This window comes from Klebsiella sp. G-Nf4 (assembly GCF_002810615.1).
In the GTDB taxonomy this organism is placed as follows: Bacteria; Pseudomonadota; Gammaproteobacteria; order Enterobacterales; family Enterobacteriaceae; genus Klebsiella; species Klebsiella variicola.
On sequence record NZ_PION01000006.1, the window covers coordinates 63,049 to 76,881 of the forward strand.

A 13,833-nucleotide genomic window follows, 5' to 3' on the forward strand; every position below is an offset into this window, starting at 1 on the left:
GCCTACCTGTCAGGCATGTAATTTTTATGGCAGGGACATCAAGGACGTCACTGCTTTACGCTTTCCGGTAAAGCAGTGTTAAACAGGCTTACCGGAAAGAAAGGTTGCTCCATCGAGGATGAGGAGTGGGATCGGGGTCCATAAATTCTCCGGTAAGTGAATATAAACGGCGCGGATTATAGCGCGCTCGTTGAGACATGTGTGGCATTTATGGCGATGATAAGCCCGCGCAACTAAACCGAACGTAAACCAGACTTTGCTCATTGCGGTTTGGTTGAGTAGCATTAGGCTCACTTCTACCAACCCTGACGAGAATTCCGCATGCAGAACCGGCTGACCATCAAAGATATCGCGCGTTTAAGCGGCGTAGGAAAATCGACGGTATCCCGCGTCCTCAACAACGAGAGCGGGGTCAGCGAACGGACCCGCGAGCGCGTCGAAGCGGTGATGCAGCAGCACGGTTTCTCCCCCTCCCGCTCCGCCCGCGCCATGCGTGGCCAGAGCGATAAAGTGGTGGCGATTATCGTCACCCGTCTGGATTCTCTGTCGGAAAACCTTGCCGTGCAGACCATGCTGCCCGCCTTTTATGAGCAGGGTTACGATCCGATTATGATGGAGAGCCAGTTCTCTCCTGGACTGGTGGAAGAGCATCTCGGCATGCTCGCCCGGCGTAATATTGACGGCGTGGTGCTGTTCGGATTTACCGGCATTGATGAGGCGATGCTCGCCCCCTGGCGCGATACGCTGGTGCTGATGGCCCGCGACGCCCCCGGTTTCGCCTCGGTGTGCTATGACGACGAAGGCGCCATCACGCTGCTGATGCAGCGGCTCTACGATCGCGGACATCGCCACATCAGTTTTCTTGGCGTACCGCACAGCGACGTCACCACCGGCGAACGCCGCCATCTCGCCTACCTCGCTTTCTGTAAAAAGCATCGCCTGACGCCCACCGCCGCTCTGCCGGGCTTGGGCATGAAGCAGGGGTATGACACCGTCGCCAGCGTGCTGACGGCCGAAACCAGCGCCCTGGTCTGCGCGACGGATACCCTCGCCCTCGGCGCCAGCAAGTACCTCCAGCAGCAGGGCCGCGCTGCGCTGCAGCTCGCCAGCGTCGGCAGCACGCCGCTGATGAAGTTTCTCCACCCGGAAATCTTGACCGTCGATCCCGGCTATGCCGAGTCCGGACGCCGGGCCGCCCGGCAGTTGATCGAGCAGATCGCCGGTAGCGTCGATCCCCGCCAGATCGTGATTCCCGCCGCCCTGAATTAATCTCGTTCGGACGATTTATGTGATCGTCGCCGGGTTTCGGGAACGTTCCCATTTTGCAAATCAAACGAAACGGTTAGGATGCCCTCAAGGTAAAAAACGGCATCTCTCCCCTCTGTTTTTGAGGCTTCATCATGAGCAAAGTAAACCAGCAGGACATCGATAAACTGATCGAACTGGTGGGCGGGCGCGGCAACATCGCCACCGTCAGCCACTGTATTACCCGTTTGCGCTTTGTGCTGAACGACCCGGCCATCGCCAAACCAAAAGAGATTGAACAGCTGCGCATGGTGAAGGGATGCTTCACTAACGCCGGGCAGTTCCAGGTGGTCATCGGCACCGAGGTGGGCGATTACTACAAGGCCCTGCTGGCTACCACCGGCCAGACCTCCGCCGATAAAGAGCAGGTCAAGCAGGCCGCGCGGCAAAATATGAAGTGGCATGAGCAGTTGATCTCGCACTTTGCCGAGATCTTCTTCCCGCTGCTGCCGGCGCTAATCAGCGGCGGTCTGATCCTCGGTTTCCGTAACGTCATCGGCGACTTACCCATGAGCAACGGCCAGACGCTGGCTCAGATGCACCCGTCGCTGAAAACCATCTATGACTTCCTGTGGCTGATTGGCGAAGCGATCTTCTTCTATCTGCCGGTGGGGATCTGCTGGTCAGCAGTGAAGAAGATGGGCGGCACGCCGATCCTCGGGATCGTCCTTGGAGTCACCCTGGTTTCCCCGCAGCTGATGAACGCCTATCTCCTCGGCCAGCAGGTGCCGGAGGTGTGGAATTTCGGCCTGTTTACGATTGCCAAAGTCGGCTACCAGGCGCAGGTGATCCCGGCCCTGCTGGCGGGCCTGACGCTCGGCTTTATCGAGACGCGCCTCAAGCGCATCGTGCCTGACTACCTCTACCTGGTCATTGTCCCGGTCTGCTCGCTGATCCTCGCGGTGTTCCTGGCGCACGCCATCATTGGTCCGTTCGGCCGCCTGATCGGCGACGGCGTGGCCTTCGCGGTACGCCACCTGTTAACCGGCAGCTTTGCGCCGATCGGCGCCGCGTTGTTCGGCTTCCTCTACGCGCCGCTGGTGATTACCGGTGTCCACCAGACCACCCTCGCTATCGATATGCAGATGATCCAGAGCATGGGCGGCACCCCGGTGTGGCCGCTGATTGCGCTGTCCAACATTGCCCAGGCATCGGCGGTGGTCGGCATTATTATTGCCAGCCGTAAACAGAATGAACGCGAAATCTCGGTGCCGGCGGCAATCTCTGCTTACCTCGGGGTTACCGAACCAGCGATGTACGGTATCAACCTGAAGTACCGCTTCCCGATGCTGTGCGCGATGATCGGCTCCGGCCTCGCCGGCCTGCTGTGCGGCCTGAACGGCGTGCTGGCGAACGGCATCGGCGTCGGCGGCCTGCCGGGCATCCTCTCCATCCAGCCAACCTACTGGCAGGTGTACGCCATGGCGATGGCTATTGCGGTGGTGGTGCCGATTATCCTGACCACCGTGGTGTATCAGCGCAAGTACCGTCAGGGCACCTTGCAGATTGTCTAACTTCTTCTTTCGGGGCGCCTTTGGCGCCCCTCGTTGCAGCAGGAAAGCACTATGAATCATCTTCCCCACTGGTGGCAAAACGGCGTTATTTATCAAATCTATCCGAAGAGTTTTCAGGATACCACCGGCAGCGGTACTGGCGATCTGCGCGGCGTCACTTCCCGCCTCGACTATCTGCAGAAGCTTGGGGTCGACGCCATCTGGCTGACGCCGTTCTATGTCTCACCGCAGGTGGATAACGGCTACGATGTGGCGAACTACACCGCTATCGATCCCTCCTACGGCACGATGGCCGACTTTGACGCCCTGGTGGCGGAGGCGAAGGCCCGTGGTATCCGCATCGTGCTGGATATGGTACTGAACCATACCTCGACCGAGCATGAATGGTTCCGTCAGTCGCTGAATAAGGAGAGTCCCTACCGGCAGTTCTATATCTGGCGCGACGGCGAACCGGACGCGCTGCCGAACAACTGGCGCTCCAAATTTGGCGGCAACGCCTGGCAGTGGCACGCCGACAGCGGGCAGTATTATCTGCACCTGTTCGCCATTGAACAGGCGGATCTCAACTGGGAGAACCCGGCGGTACGCGCTGAGCTGAAAAAGGTCTGCGAATTCTGGGCCGACCGCGGCGTCGACGGTCTGCGCCTCGACGTCGTCAACCTGATCTCGAAAGACCAGACCTTCCCCTGCGATGCGGAGGGTGATGGCCGCCGCTTCTACACTGACGGCCCGCGGGTGCATGAATTCCTGCAGGAGATGAGCCGCGATGTCTTTACTCCCCGTAACCTGATGACCGTCGGCGAGATGTCCTCCACCTCGCTGGAGCACTGCCAGCAGTACGCCGCGCTGGACGGCCGCGAGCTGTCGATGACCTTTAACTTCCACCATTTAAAGGTCGATTATCCCGGCGGTGAAAAATGGACCCTCGCCCGCCCGGACTATGTGGCGCTGAAAGCGCTGTTCCGCCACTGGCAGCAGGGGATGCACAATCGGGCGTGGAACGCGCTGTTCTGGTGTAACCACGATCAGCCGCGCATCGTGTCGCGCTTTGGCGACGAAGGCGAGTACCGGGTGCCGGCGGCGAAGATGCTGGCGATGGTGCTGCACGGCATGCAGGGCACGCCCTATATCTATCAGGGCGAAGAGATCGGCATGACCAACCCGCACTTCAGCAACATCAGCGACTATCGCGACGTCGAAAGCCACAATATGTTTATCGAACGCGCAGCGCAGGGGCAAAGCCCGGACGAACTGCTGGCAATCCTCGCCAGTAAGTCGCGCGACAACAGCCGCACGCCGATGCCCTGGCACGCCGGCGAGAACGGCGGCTTTAGCGACGGTGAGCCGTGGATCGGCCTTGGCGATAATTACCAAGAGATCAACGTTGAGGCGGCGCTGGCGGACCCCGATTCGGTGTTTTATGCCTATCAGCAGCTGATTACGCTGCGTAAAACCCTGCCGCTGCTGACCTGGGGCGATTACCAGGATCTCCTGCCGGAACATCCATCGCTGTGGTGCTATCGCCGTCAGTGGCAGGGGCAGACTCTGGTGGTCGCCGCCAACCTGAGCCGTGAGTTCCAGCCATGGCAGCCGCCAGAAATGTCCGGCGACTGGCGGGTACTGATTGGTAACTATGCGGAAACGTCCAACCGCCCGGCGGCAATGACGCTGCGGCCATTCGAAGCGGTATGGTGGTTGCAGGAGTAAAGCTTTTCCCCGGTGGCGCTACGCTCACCGGGGCTACCGGTTCGTGGGGCTGGAGATTACGCGCGGTCAGCGTCAGGAAGGATAACGCTCGCTTGCGGCTGCGTCGAAGCGTGCTCTTCTTTTGCCTTCAGCCGATCCCAGGCGCGGAAAAACGGATAATAGACCACCAGCGAAATGGCTAAATTCACTACCTGCAGCACCGTGCCGGAGATATGACCACCAGTCGCCAGATAGCCGCTGATGAAAATTGGCGTGGTGAACGGCAGTGCAATCCCCGCAGGCGGTGCCACCAGCCCGATGGCCATCGCGGTATAGGAAACGATCACCAGCAGCACCGGGGTTAAAATAAACGGCAGGAAAAAGTAGGGGTTCATCACCAGAGGGATACCGAATACCATCGGTTCGCTGATATTAAATAGCGCTCCCGGCGCGGCGATTTTCCCCAGCTGTTTCATCTGCTGACTTCGGCTACGCAGCAGCATAAAAATCACCAGCCCCAGCAGCGCGCCGGTACCACCGGGGGCAATCCACAGGTCGTAAAATTGCTGGGTAATGATATGCGGGATCGGCTGGCCGTTCTGAAAGGCCGTCAGGTTCTCTGACATATTCGACAGCCACACCGGCTGGATAAACACCAGCACAATCGCGTCGCCGTGCAGGCCCAGCGTCCACAAAATACCAATCACAATCACCGAAATAATCATCCCCGGCAGCGTACCGCCGACGTGATGCATCGGAATACCGATCAGGGTGGCGATCATGCTGTTGATGTCGCCGAACGGCGAGGCCTCAACCGCCAGGCGCAGCGCCAGCACCACCGCCAGCACGCAGAAGCCGGGGATCAGCGCCAGGAACGATTTCGCCACCGCTGGCGGCACACCGTCCGGCATGCGGATAACGAGATTGCGGCTGGCGACCAAACGGTAAATCTCCGTCGACAGCAGCGAAATGACGATGGCGACGAACAGCCCCTGACTGCCGACCATACTCACCGGGATCACCCCTTTAATCACCTCCGCCGCACCGTGTACCGGGGTAAACAGCGTATTCTGCGGAATCGTCATCATGAAGGCCACCAGCGACATGGCCCCGGCGCTCAGCGGATCGAGGGTACGGTACTTCTCCGCCAGCCGGTAGGCGATGCCGAAGCTGGAAATGAGCGCCATGATGTCGTAGGTCGCTTTCACCGGGTACAGCATTTTATCGCGCCAGACGTCGCCAAACAGGCCGCTCATCATGTCGGCATAGCCGGGGATCGGCAGGTAGGCGAAAATCAGGAAAAACGAGCCAATCAGCATAAACGGCATATTCAGAATGATGCCATCGCGTACCGACAGGACGTGCTTTTGCCCGGCGATTTTCAGCGCCGCCGGCATGACGTAACGTTCAATCCAGCTTGTATTCGACATGGTGTGCTCCCGAGGGAAATAGCGGTCAGTTAAATTGCGTCAGCCATTGACGGTTTATTGTTAACACTTCATCCAGCAGCGCCTGGGCATCGGTGACGTTCCCGACCAGCGGGTTGGTCACCAGCGCCAGCAGCGCGCTTTCGCGGCAGCCATGTACCGCGGCTTCAATCGTCAGCCGCTCAAAGGCTTTCACCTGCTGGGTCAGGCCGTTCATCGCCGGCGGCAGCGGACCGAACGCCAGCGGCCGCGCCCCTTGTGCATCAATAATGCTGTTGGTTTCCACTACCGCATCATCATCCAGGCCGTGAATCGCGCCGTTGTTGCGGGTGTTTACCACCATCTCCGTGCCCAGGTTATTGTGTATCGCGTTGATAAGCTCAACGGCCACTTCCGAGTAGTAAGCGCCGCCGCGAAAGCTCAGTTGCTCTGGTTTTTCTTCCAGCTGCGGGTCGGCATATAACTCAAACAGCGCCTGCTCGACCTTCATCACCTGCTCGGCGCGGGTGCCTTTGGTTTTCGCTGCGGCGATCTCTTCCGCCAGCATCGCCGGCGTCAGCCAGAAATAGCGATGATAAGGGCACGGAATCGCCTTCAGCGCGCGTAAGAATTCCGCTGGCCACGGCAGTTCTTTAATGTTGTTCATCGACAGCGCCTTGCCGTCGCACAGCATGTCGATTACCTTGCCGGTCACATCCTCACGCCCCTGCATCACCTTATGCACCCAGACCATATGGTTGAGCCCGGCAAAGCGCAGTTTCACTTCGGACGCCTGCGCGCCCAACATGCCGACGATCATGTGCTGCATGTTGATCGGCACGTTGCACAGGCCGATGATCTTCGCCTTGCTATAGCGACTAACTGCCTCAGTGACGATCCCCGCCGGGTTAGTAAAGTTGAGGATGAAAGCTTCCGGCGACAGCTGTTCCACTTTGCGCGCCACCTCAAGGATCACCGGGATCGTCCGCAGTGCCTTCGCGAATCCGCCAACGCCGGTAGTCTCCTGGCCCAACAGGTGATATTTGAGCCCCAACCGCTCATCGGCGGCGCGCGCCGCTAGCTGTCCGACACGCAGCTGAGTCAGTACAAAGCTGGCACCGCGAATCGCCTCATCAAGCGTAAAGTGGACGCTGACCGCCACCTGCTCCAGCCCTTTATGTTTCAACATCCGCCGGGTCAGCGCGGCAATGATCTCAACCTTTTCCCGGCCGGATTCGACATCCACCAGCGCCAGTTCTGTCACTGGAAGCTGCTCATAACGAACGATAATCCCTTCAATAAGCTCCGGCGTGTAGCTGCTACCGCCACCGATAACGGCGATTTTCAGTGCTTGCATAGTGACCTCTATTGGCATTTTTCGGCATGCAGAGCGCCGCGCGCGATCGCCAGGACCGCACGTGATGATGATAAAAAATAGGGTGAGAAAATTAGTGTTCGAGTAGCGCCAGCGCTTTATCCAGCACCGCGGCGCCGCGCATCATGCCGTAGTCGGCCATATCGATCACCGCAACGGCTTTGCCCTGCGGCGCTGCCAGCGCGGTCAGACGTCCGGCTTCGTATTTGACCTGCGGCCCAAGCAGGATAACGTCGGCGTTCGGCAATTCGCGTTCAAATTCCGCCACTGCCACCGCGTAGATTTCCAGCGCCAGCGCGCGTTGCTGGGCCTCCGCTTTCATTTTATTCACCAGCATGCTGGTCGACATGCCTGCGGCACAACAGAGTACGATTCGTGGCATTGCGCTTCCCCTTGGCGTGTTTATCGCTTCAGCCCTCACGGCTAGTGCGACTATATTGTTAATATTGTGTGATAGTGAAGGCTATATGAAAATAATTTTCACCGATGTGATCGAGGCTCAATTTTTGCGCATCTTTTCCGCATCGGCATAACCATTCACAGTCACGACCATAGGAAATGCCGAGCGCGGGTGCTATAAAGAGAGGCAGTCGATAATTGAAAAATATTTTCATTGCCGGGTTCTGCCAAAGGGAACATCAGGATGGATATCGTAGGTCAGTTGCAGGAAGGATTAGTCCGCTTTAGCGCTCAGGAGTCGCGCGTTGCCGCCTTTATTCTGGAAAATCTTAGTTTTACCGCCAGCGCCTCCATTGACGAGCTGGCCGCCAGCGCCGGAGTCAGTCCGGCGACCATCACCCGCTTCGCCCGCTCGGTAGGCTGCGATGATATTCGCGATTTACGTAAACAGCTGGCCCAGGCCAGCGAACGGCGCGCCAGCTGGCTAACGCCGGATAGCGCCGCCCTGCCCGTCGCCTGGCGCGATAAACTGAGCAGCCTCGGCGATACGCTAACCCGCCAGCTCGGCCATACCACGGAAGCGGCGGTGGAAAAGTGTAAATCGCGCCTGCTTAGCGCCCGCGCGGTGCACTGCTTCGCCCTTGGCACGCAGGATGTGACACTGGCCGCCCTGCTCCAGCATCAGCTGCTGCCCTCCGGCATCGCGATTAACCTCTGCCAGGATACGGCGCTGATGCGGATGACCGCCAGCACCCTCAATGACGATCACCTGCTGCTGGTGCTGGCCACGGCTGAGGCCAGCACCGTGTTGCAGAGCGCAACCCTGCAGGCGCGTACGCAAGGAGTGACCATTGTTGCCCTGACGCCGGAACAACACGCGCTTACCGATATGGCCAGCATCATCCTTCCTCTCCCCGCCAACCCGTTGCAGGCCCGCTACGCCCTGCTGCTGCTGGTCGATCTGCTTAACGATACGTTGATTGCCTGAAAATTCTGCCCGCTCCATGCGTGAGCGGGCCCCATTTTTGCTTGTATTTTAAGCACCTAAATTTACATTTCGTGCCAGCGCCCATCATCCGTACTCTCACCTTTTTACCTTGTTCTGGGTCAATAAAATCGCAAACATCTTTGATGCAAATCACTACATATAGAACTTAAAATGCGTCCCGGCCCTACATGTTGTATTAATCGTCTATTATGTCACCATATCTTGTCGATGTCTGGCGGTGATGAGATGTGGATAAAACGGGCCGGATCTGAAGGCAAACGGCACTAGCCGTAGTGTGGCGCGTCTTTGGAATAACCTCCGCCTCTGTGGATAACCTGTTCTATATATGGAGTGATCATGACACCGCATGTGATGAAACGTGATGGCTGTAAAGTGCCGTTCAAGTCAGAGCGCATTCAGGAAGCAATTCTACGTGCAGCTAAAGCAGCGGGAGTCGATGACGCAGACTATTGCGCCACCGTCGCAGAAGTCGTTAGCCAGCAAATGCAGGGCCGCGCCCAGGTCGACATCAACGAGATCCAGACTGCGGTAGAAAACCAGCTGATGTCCGGCCCCTATAAGCAGCTGGCGCGCGCCTACATTGAGTATCGCCATGACCGCGATAGCCAGCGCGAGAAGCGCGGCCGCCTCAATCAGGAGATCCGCGGCCTCGTCGAGCAGACCAACTCCGCGCTGCTCAATGAAAATGCCAACAAGGACAGTAAAGTCATCCCGACCCAGCGCGACCTGCTGGCCGGTATCGTCGCCAAGCACTATGCGCGGCAACACCTGCTGCCCCACGATGTGGTGATGGCCCACGAGCGCGGCGTGATCCACTATCACGACCTCGATTATTCGCCCTTCTTCCCGATGTTCAACTGCATGCTGATCGATCTGAAAGGGATGCTGACCCAGGGCTTTAAGATGGGCAACGCGGAGATCGAGCCGCCGAAGTCTATCTCTACCGCCACCGCGGTGACGGCGCAGATCATCGCCCAGGTCGCCAGCCATATTTATGGCGGCACTACCATCAACCGTATCGATGAAGTGCTGGCGCCGTTCGTCACCGAAAGCTTCAAAAAGCATCGTAAAATCGCCGAAGAGTGGCAGATCCCGGACGCCGAAGGCTATGCCCGCGCCCGTACCGAAAAAGAGTGCTACGACGCCTTCCAGTCGCTGGAATATGAGGTCAACACGCTGCATACCGCCAACGGTCAGACGCCGTTTGTCACCTTTGGTTTCGGCCTCGGCACCAGTTGGGAATCGCGGTTGATCCAGCAGTCGATTCTGCGTAACCGCATTGCCGGCCTCGGTAAAAATCGCAAAACCGCGGTGTTCCCGAAACTGGTCTTCGCCATTCGCGACGGTCTTAACCACAAGTTCGGTGACCCGAACTACGACATCAAACAGCTGGCACTGGAATGCGCCAGCAAGCGCATGTACCCGGATATCCTCAACTACGATCAGGTGGTGAAAGTCACCGGGTCATTTAAAACGCCGATGGGCTGCCGCAGCTTCCTCGGGGTGTGGGAAAACGAGAACGGCGAGCAGGTGCATGACGGCCGCAACAATCTCGGCGTGATTAGCCTCAACCTGCCGCGTATCGCCCTGGAAGCGAAAGGCGACGAAGCCGCCTTCTGGGCGCTGCTGGACGAGCGCCTGCAGCTGGCGCGCAAAGCGCTGATGACCCGTATTGCCCGTCTGGAAGGAGTGAAGGCCCGCGTGGCACCGATCCTGTATATGGAAGGGGCCTGCGGCGTGCGGCTGAAAGCCGACGATGATGTCTCCGAGATCTTCAAAAACGGCCGCGCGTCCATCTCACTGGGCTATATCGGTATCCATGAGACCATCAATGCGCTGTACGGCAATCAACATATGTACGACAGCAAGGCGCTGCGTGAGAAAGGTGTAGCCATCGTCCAGCGCCTGCGCGACGCCGTCGATTTGTGGAAGGAAGAGACCGGCTACGGCTTTAGCCTGTACAGCACGCCGAGCGAAAACCTGTGCGACCGCTTCTGCCGTCTCGACACCGCCGAGTTTGGCGTGGTGGAGGGCGTGACCGATAAAGGTTACTACACCAACAGCTTCCACCTTGACGTCGAGAAGAAGGTCAACCCGTACGACAAGATCGATTTCGAAGCGCCGTACCCGCCGCTGGCCAACGGCGGCTTCATTTGCTACGGCGAGTACCCGAACATCCAGCACAACCTGAAGGCGCTGGAAGACGTGTGGGATTACAGCTATGAACACGTGCCGTACTACGGCACCAATACGCCGATCGATGAATGCTACGAGTGCGGTTTCACCGGCGAGTTCGAGTGCACCAGCAAGGGCTTTACCTGCCCGAAATGCGGTAACCACGACGCTGCCCGCGTGTCGGTTACTCGTCGGGTATGCGGTTATCTCGGCAGCCCGGACGCGCGTCCGTTCAACGCCGGCAAGCAGGAAGAAGTGAAGCGCCGCGTTAAGCACCTGGGCAATGGGCAGATCGGTTAAAGACCAATGCGCTTTTCCCGGATAGCGGCGCGCAGCGCCTTATCCGGGCTACTGTTTTGCACCGTCCGGTAGCCCGGGTAAGGCGGAACGCCGCGACCCGGGAAATGGCCGCATTCCTTCGTTTTCGCAAAGCAATTAGCGTCAGAGCAAGGCGGCAAACGAGGGAATTCCCGGGAGCGTACATTCAGTACGTGACTGGGGTGAGCGAGCGCAGCCAACGCGGCTATGGCGTTAATTGAGAAGCGAAAAATGAATTACCATCAGTACTACCCGGTAGATATTGTCAACGGCCCCGGCACCCGTTGCACCCTGTTTGTTTCCGGCTGCGTCCACGAGTGCCCCGGCTGCTACAACAAAAGCACCTGGCGGGTGAACTCCGGTATGCCGTTTACCACCGAGATGGCCGACCGCATCATTGCCGACCTCAACGATACGCGTATCAAGCGCCAGGGGATTTCACTCTCCGGCGGCGATCCGCTGCATCCGCAAAACATCGCGGAGATCCTCAAACTGGTTCAGCGCGTGCGCGCCGAATGCCCCGGCAAAGATATCTGGGTCTGGACCGGCTATAAACTGGATGAGCTGAATGAGGCGCAGATGCAGGTGGTGAACCTGATCAACGTGCTGGTCGACGGTAAGTTTGTGCAGGATTTAAAAGACCCGGCGCTGATCTGGCGCGGTAGCAGCAACCAGGTGGTACATCATTTGCGTTAATCCCCTCCGTCAGCCTCTCAAAACCGGCTGACGCACTCCATCGCCACCGTTTTAAACTCATCGAAGCTGCGGGTCGCGGCGAGGCGGCTCATGGCGCGCTCGCGCAGGAAGGTGACGAAGATATCGTAGATGGCCATCGCCTCTTCATACTCGCGCTTACTGATGGCGAGCAGAAAAATGATATGGGCGGTTTCGTCGCCCCAGGCGATGCCCTGCGGGGCGATAACGGTATAGACCACCGTCTTTTTGGCCAGCAGTCCCAGGGAGTGCGGCAGCGCAATGCCATCTCCGAGCATGGTGCTGACAATCGCCTCACGCTCGACCACCGAAGCATGAAACTCGGCGTCAACAAAGCCTTCCTGCTGCAGCTGCTGGCACAGCTCAGCGAACAGCGTTTGCTGATCCATCGGCTTATCGACCACCCGGAAGTGGGCGGCATCGAAGTACTTATTCAGCATCCATGGACGGGTACGGTCCACCAGCACCAGCTTGCCGATCTGATCCAGCTGATAGTCGGTGGGAAACGGCGCGATGGTCACCACCGGTTTGTCTTTTTCGCTGATGCGCACCGTGGAGATAACAAAATCCGCCTCAATCGCTTCCCGCTGTTCGTATTCGCGCTGGGAAATCGTAGCGGCGATCTCCAGCTGCGGATATTTGCGCTGCAGGATCGCTTCGATCATCCGCACCATCGCATTGCTGGTATCGCACACCAGCAACACCTGCGGTTGACGCTGGTAGCCGATGTTGTAATGGCGCTCCAGCCCGACGCCGATATGCAGCACCAGGAAGCCAATTTCGTTTTCGCTGATGGTATAAGGCGTGTACTTCCCCCAGCTGGAAACCGCGGCGAGGGTCATATCCCAGGCCATCGGGTAGTGCTGTTTGATGTTATCCAGCAGCGGATTGGGGATCATTATCTGATAGCGCACGCGGGTGATCATGGTCTTAATGTGGGTCAGCAGATCGGCGTGCAGCTGGGCGTCGTCCAGCAGGTTGTAGTTATACTGGCTGTTGATGTAGCGCAGAATGTAATTCACCAGCGCTTCGTCGTCGTCGGCGCTGATGGTTTCCGGGTCGACGTCCTGCACCTGACGGGCGGCGAGATGCACGCACAGCCACTCTTCTTCGGCGGGCGAGAAGGGCTTTCCGGCCAGCCGCTGTAGCTCTCCCGCCAAATCGCGCGCGGCGTCGCGGACGTTTTGCGCCACATCTTCGGCGCTGAAATCGGCCAGCGGATAGCCTTCGCTGACGCGGCGCACCACCACTGCGCCGTACAGGCAGATAAAGCGCTCACCGACATCAGTGAGGCGAATATGGTGCCGGGTGAGCGTCTCCTGCAGCATCGGCTCCAGCAGCGCAGGCACTTCCGCCTCCAGCGCCTCGGCGCCGATCAGCGGATTGATACCGCCCTGTTGGGCCAGCTCCCACAGCAGATCGGTCAGGCAGGCGCGAATCGACACTTCGCTGCCGAACAGCTTCATGCCGTGGCGCGGGCGGGTTTCAAGGGTGAGCTGATAGCGCTGAAAGCGCTCGCGCACCTCGACCATATCATTTTGCAGCGTCGCGCGACTGACGAACCACTCATCCGCCAGGTCTTCCAGTTTGATAGAGAACGCCGACGTCAGGAAGCGCACCAGCAGAAACGTAATGCGATCCTGGGCGGTTCGCGGCACGTGCTGCGTCTTAGGCGCGGTCGCCTCCAGCGCCTGAAAGCTCGCCGGGTTATCAATTTTCAGTTGATAACCGCTGCCGCGGTTGAGGATAAACTGCGCGCCATACTGCGCCAGTAGCGCATTCAGGGCGGTAATATCGGCGCGCACGGTACGGGTGGAAACCGACAGCCGCTGCGCCAGCTCATCCTGCGGCAGCGTTTCATTCCGCAGCAGGGTGAAGAGTTGCGCTAAGCGTTGGTTGGGAAATCGCATGTCAGTTCCTTGTGGTTACGGC

The 13,833-nt window shown here is 58.6% G+C and carries 11 protein-coding genes and 1 pseudogene; 7 read left to right on the forward strand and 5 right to left on the reverse strand.

Annotation, left to right across the window (positions count from 1 at the left end; translation table 11 throughout):
- Nucleotides 1–88: 88 nt before the first annotated feature.
- A complete protein-coding gene (gene mgtL, locus CWM57_RS28435; protein WP_353074613.1) occupies nucleotides 89–208 on the reverse strand; it encodes a mgtA regulatory leader peptide MgtL in 120 nt (39 codons plus the stop codon).
- Between the two features lie 113 nt (nucleotides 209–321).
- On the opposite strand from mgtL, the gene treR reads away from it, so the two are divergent.
- From treR to treC, 3 genes are all read left to right on the forward strand, one after another.
- Nucleotides 322–1,269: a trehalose operon repressor TreR gene (treR, locus tag CWM57_RS13725; RefSeq protein WP_048331331.1), complete on the forward strand. Its 948-nt coding sequence runs from the start codon at nucleotides 322–324 to the stop codon at nucleotides 1,267–1,269.
- A gap of 131 nt (nucleotides 1,270–1,400) precedes the next feature.
- On the forward strand, nucleotides 1,401–2,819 hold the full coding sequence (treB, locus tag CWM57_RS13730) for a PTS trehalose transporter subunit IIBC (protein WP_008807131.1): 1,419 nt from the start codon (nucleotides 1,401–1,403) through the stop codon (nucleotides 2,817–2,819).
- A 51-nt stretch (nucleotides 2,820–2,870) separates the two neighbouring features.
- Nucleotides 2,871–4,526, forward strand: a complete 1,656-nt coding sequence (treC, locus tag CWM57_RS13735; RefSeq protein ID WP_074387244.1) for an alpha,alpha-phosphotrehalase — start codon at nucleotides 2,871–2,873, stop codon at nucleotides 4,524–4,526.
- Nucleotides 4,527–4,582: 56 nt separating this feature from the next.
- Here treC and celB read toward each other — a convergent pair whose 3' ends face one another.
- The 3 genes from celB to CWM57_RS13750 form a co-directional block, all read right to left on the reverse strand.
- Nucleotides 4,583–5,935 (reverse strand): PTS cellobiose transporter subunit IIC, encoded by a 1,353-nt coding sequence (gene celB / locus CWM57_RS13740; RefSeq protein WP_074387245.1) that lies wholly within the window; start codon nucleotides 5,933–5,935, stop codon nucleotides 4,583–4,585.
- A gap of 25 nt (nucleotides 5,936–5,960) precedes the next feature.
- Nucleotides 5,961–7,268 carry a 6-phospho-beta-glucosidase gene (locus CWM57_RS13745; RefSeq protein WP_100631251.1) on the reverse strand — a complete coding sequence of 436 codons (1,308 nt, stop codon included), beginning with the start codon at nucleotides 7,266–7,268 and terminating at the stop codon, nucleotides 5,961–5,963.
- A 91-nt stretch (nucleotides 7,269–7,359) separates the two neighbouring features.
- On the reverse strand, nucleotides 7,360–7,668 hold the full coding sequence (locus CWM57_RS13750; RefSeq protein WP_012737232.1) for a PTS sugar transporter subunit IIB: 309 nt from the start codon (nucleotides 7,666–7,668) through the stop codon (nucleotides 7,360–7,362).
- 85 nt (nucleotides 7,669–7,753) lie between these two features.
- Between CWM57_RS13750 and CWM57_RS13755 the strand changes: the two are divergent.
- The 4 genes and pseudogenes from CWM57_RS13755 to nrdG all read left to right on the forward strand — a co-directional run bounded on the left by CWM57_RS13755 (nucleotide 7,754) and on the right by nrdG (nucleotide 11,883).
- Nucleotides 7,754–7,942: pseudogene (locus CWM57_RS13755) on the forward strand (hypothetical protein).
- Nucleotides 7,930–8,673: a MurR/RpiR family transcriptional regulator gene (locus CWM57_RS13760; RefSeq protein WP_100676147.1), complete on the forward strand. Its 744-nt coding sequence runs from the start codon at nucleotides 7,930–7,932 to the stop codon at nucleotides 8,671–8,673. Before CWM57_RS13755 ends, CWM57_RS13760 begins: the two are co-directional and overlap by 13 nt.
- 357 nt (nucleotides 8,674–9,030) lie before the next feature.
- Nucleotides 9,031–11,169 (forward strand): anaerobic ribonucleoside-triphosphate reductase, encoded by a 2,139-nt coding sequence (gene nrdD, locus CWM57_RS13765; RefSeq protein WP_100631250.1) that lies wholly within the window; start codon nucleotides 9,031–9,033, stop codon nucleotides 11,167–11,169.
- A gap of 249 nt (nucleotides 11,170–11,418) precedes the next feature.
- Nucleotides 11,419–11,883: an anaerobic ribonucleoside-triphosphate reductase-activating protein gene (nrdG, locus tag CWM57_RS13770; protein ID WP_061155975.1), complete on the forward strand. Its 465-nt coding sequence runs from the start codon at nucleotides 11,419–11,421 to the stop codon at nucleotides 11,881–11,883.
- Between the two features lie 17 nt (nucleotides 11,884–11,900).
- Here the strand turns inward: nrdG and CWM57_RS13775 are convergent, their stop codons facing one another.
- Entirely contained in the window at nucleotides 11,901–13,811 is a 1,911-nt protein-coding gene (locus tag CWM57_RS13775) for a BglG family transcription antiterminator (RefSeq protein WP_100676146.1), read from the reverse strand.
- Between the last annotated feature and the right edge of the window lie 22 nt (nucleotides 13,812–13,833).

Coding starts and splice junctions, on each gene's coding strand:
- nrdD (WP_100631250.1), top strand. CDS start 9,031: ATGACACCGCATGTGATGAAACGTGATGGCTGTAAAGTGCCGTTCAAG.
- treC (WP_074387244.1), top strand. CDS start 2,871: ATGAATCATCTTCCCCACTGGTGGCAAAACGGCGTTATTTATCAAATC.
- CWM57_RS13745 (WP_100631251.1), bottom strand. CDS start 7,268: ATGCAAGCACTGAAAATCGCCGTTATCGGTGGCGGTAGCAGCTACACG.
- CWM57_RS13760 (WP_100676147.1), top strand. CDS start 7,930: ATGGATATCGTAGGTCAGTTGCAGGAAGGATTAGTCCGCTTTAGCGCT.
- celB (WP_074387245.1), bottom strand. CDS start 5,935: ATGTCGAATACAAGCTGGATTGAACGTTACGTCATGCCGGCGGCGCTG.
- CWM57_RS13775 (WP_100676146.1), bottom strand. CDS start 13,811: ATGCGATTTCCCAACCAACGCTTAGCGCAACTCTTCACCCTGCTGCGG.
- nrdG (WP_061155975.1), top strand. CDS start 11,419: ATGAATTACCATCAGTACTACCCGGTAGATATTGTCAACGGCCCCGGC.
- mgtL (WP_353074613.1), bottom strand. CDS start 208: ATGCCACACATGTCTCAACGAGCGCGCTATAATCCGCGCCGTTTATAT.
- CWM57_RS13750 (WP_012737232.1), bottom strand. CDS start 7,668: ATGCCACGAATCGTACTCTGTTGTGCCGCAGGCATGTCGACCAGCATG.
- treB (WP_008807131.1), top strand. CDS start 1,401: ATGAGCAAAGTAAACCAGCAGGACATCGATAAACTGATCGAACTGGTG.
- treR (WP_048331331.1), top strand. CDS start 322: ATGCAGAACCGGCTGACCATCAAAGATATCGCGCGTTTAAGCGGCGTA.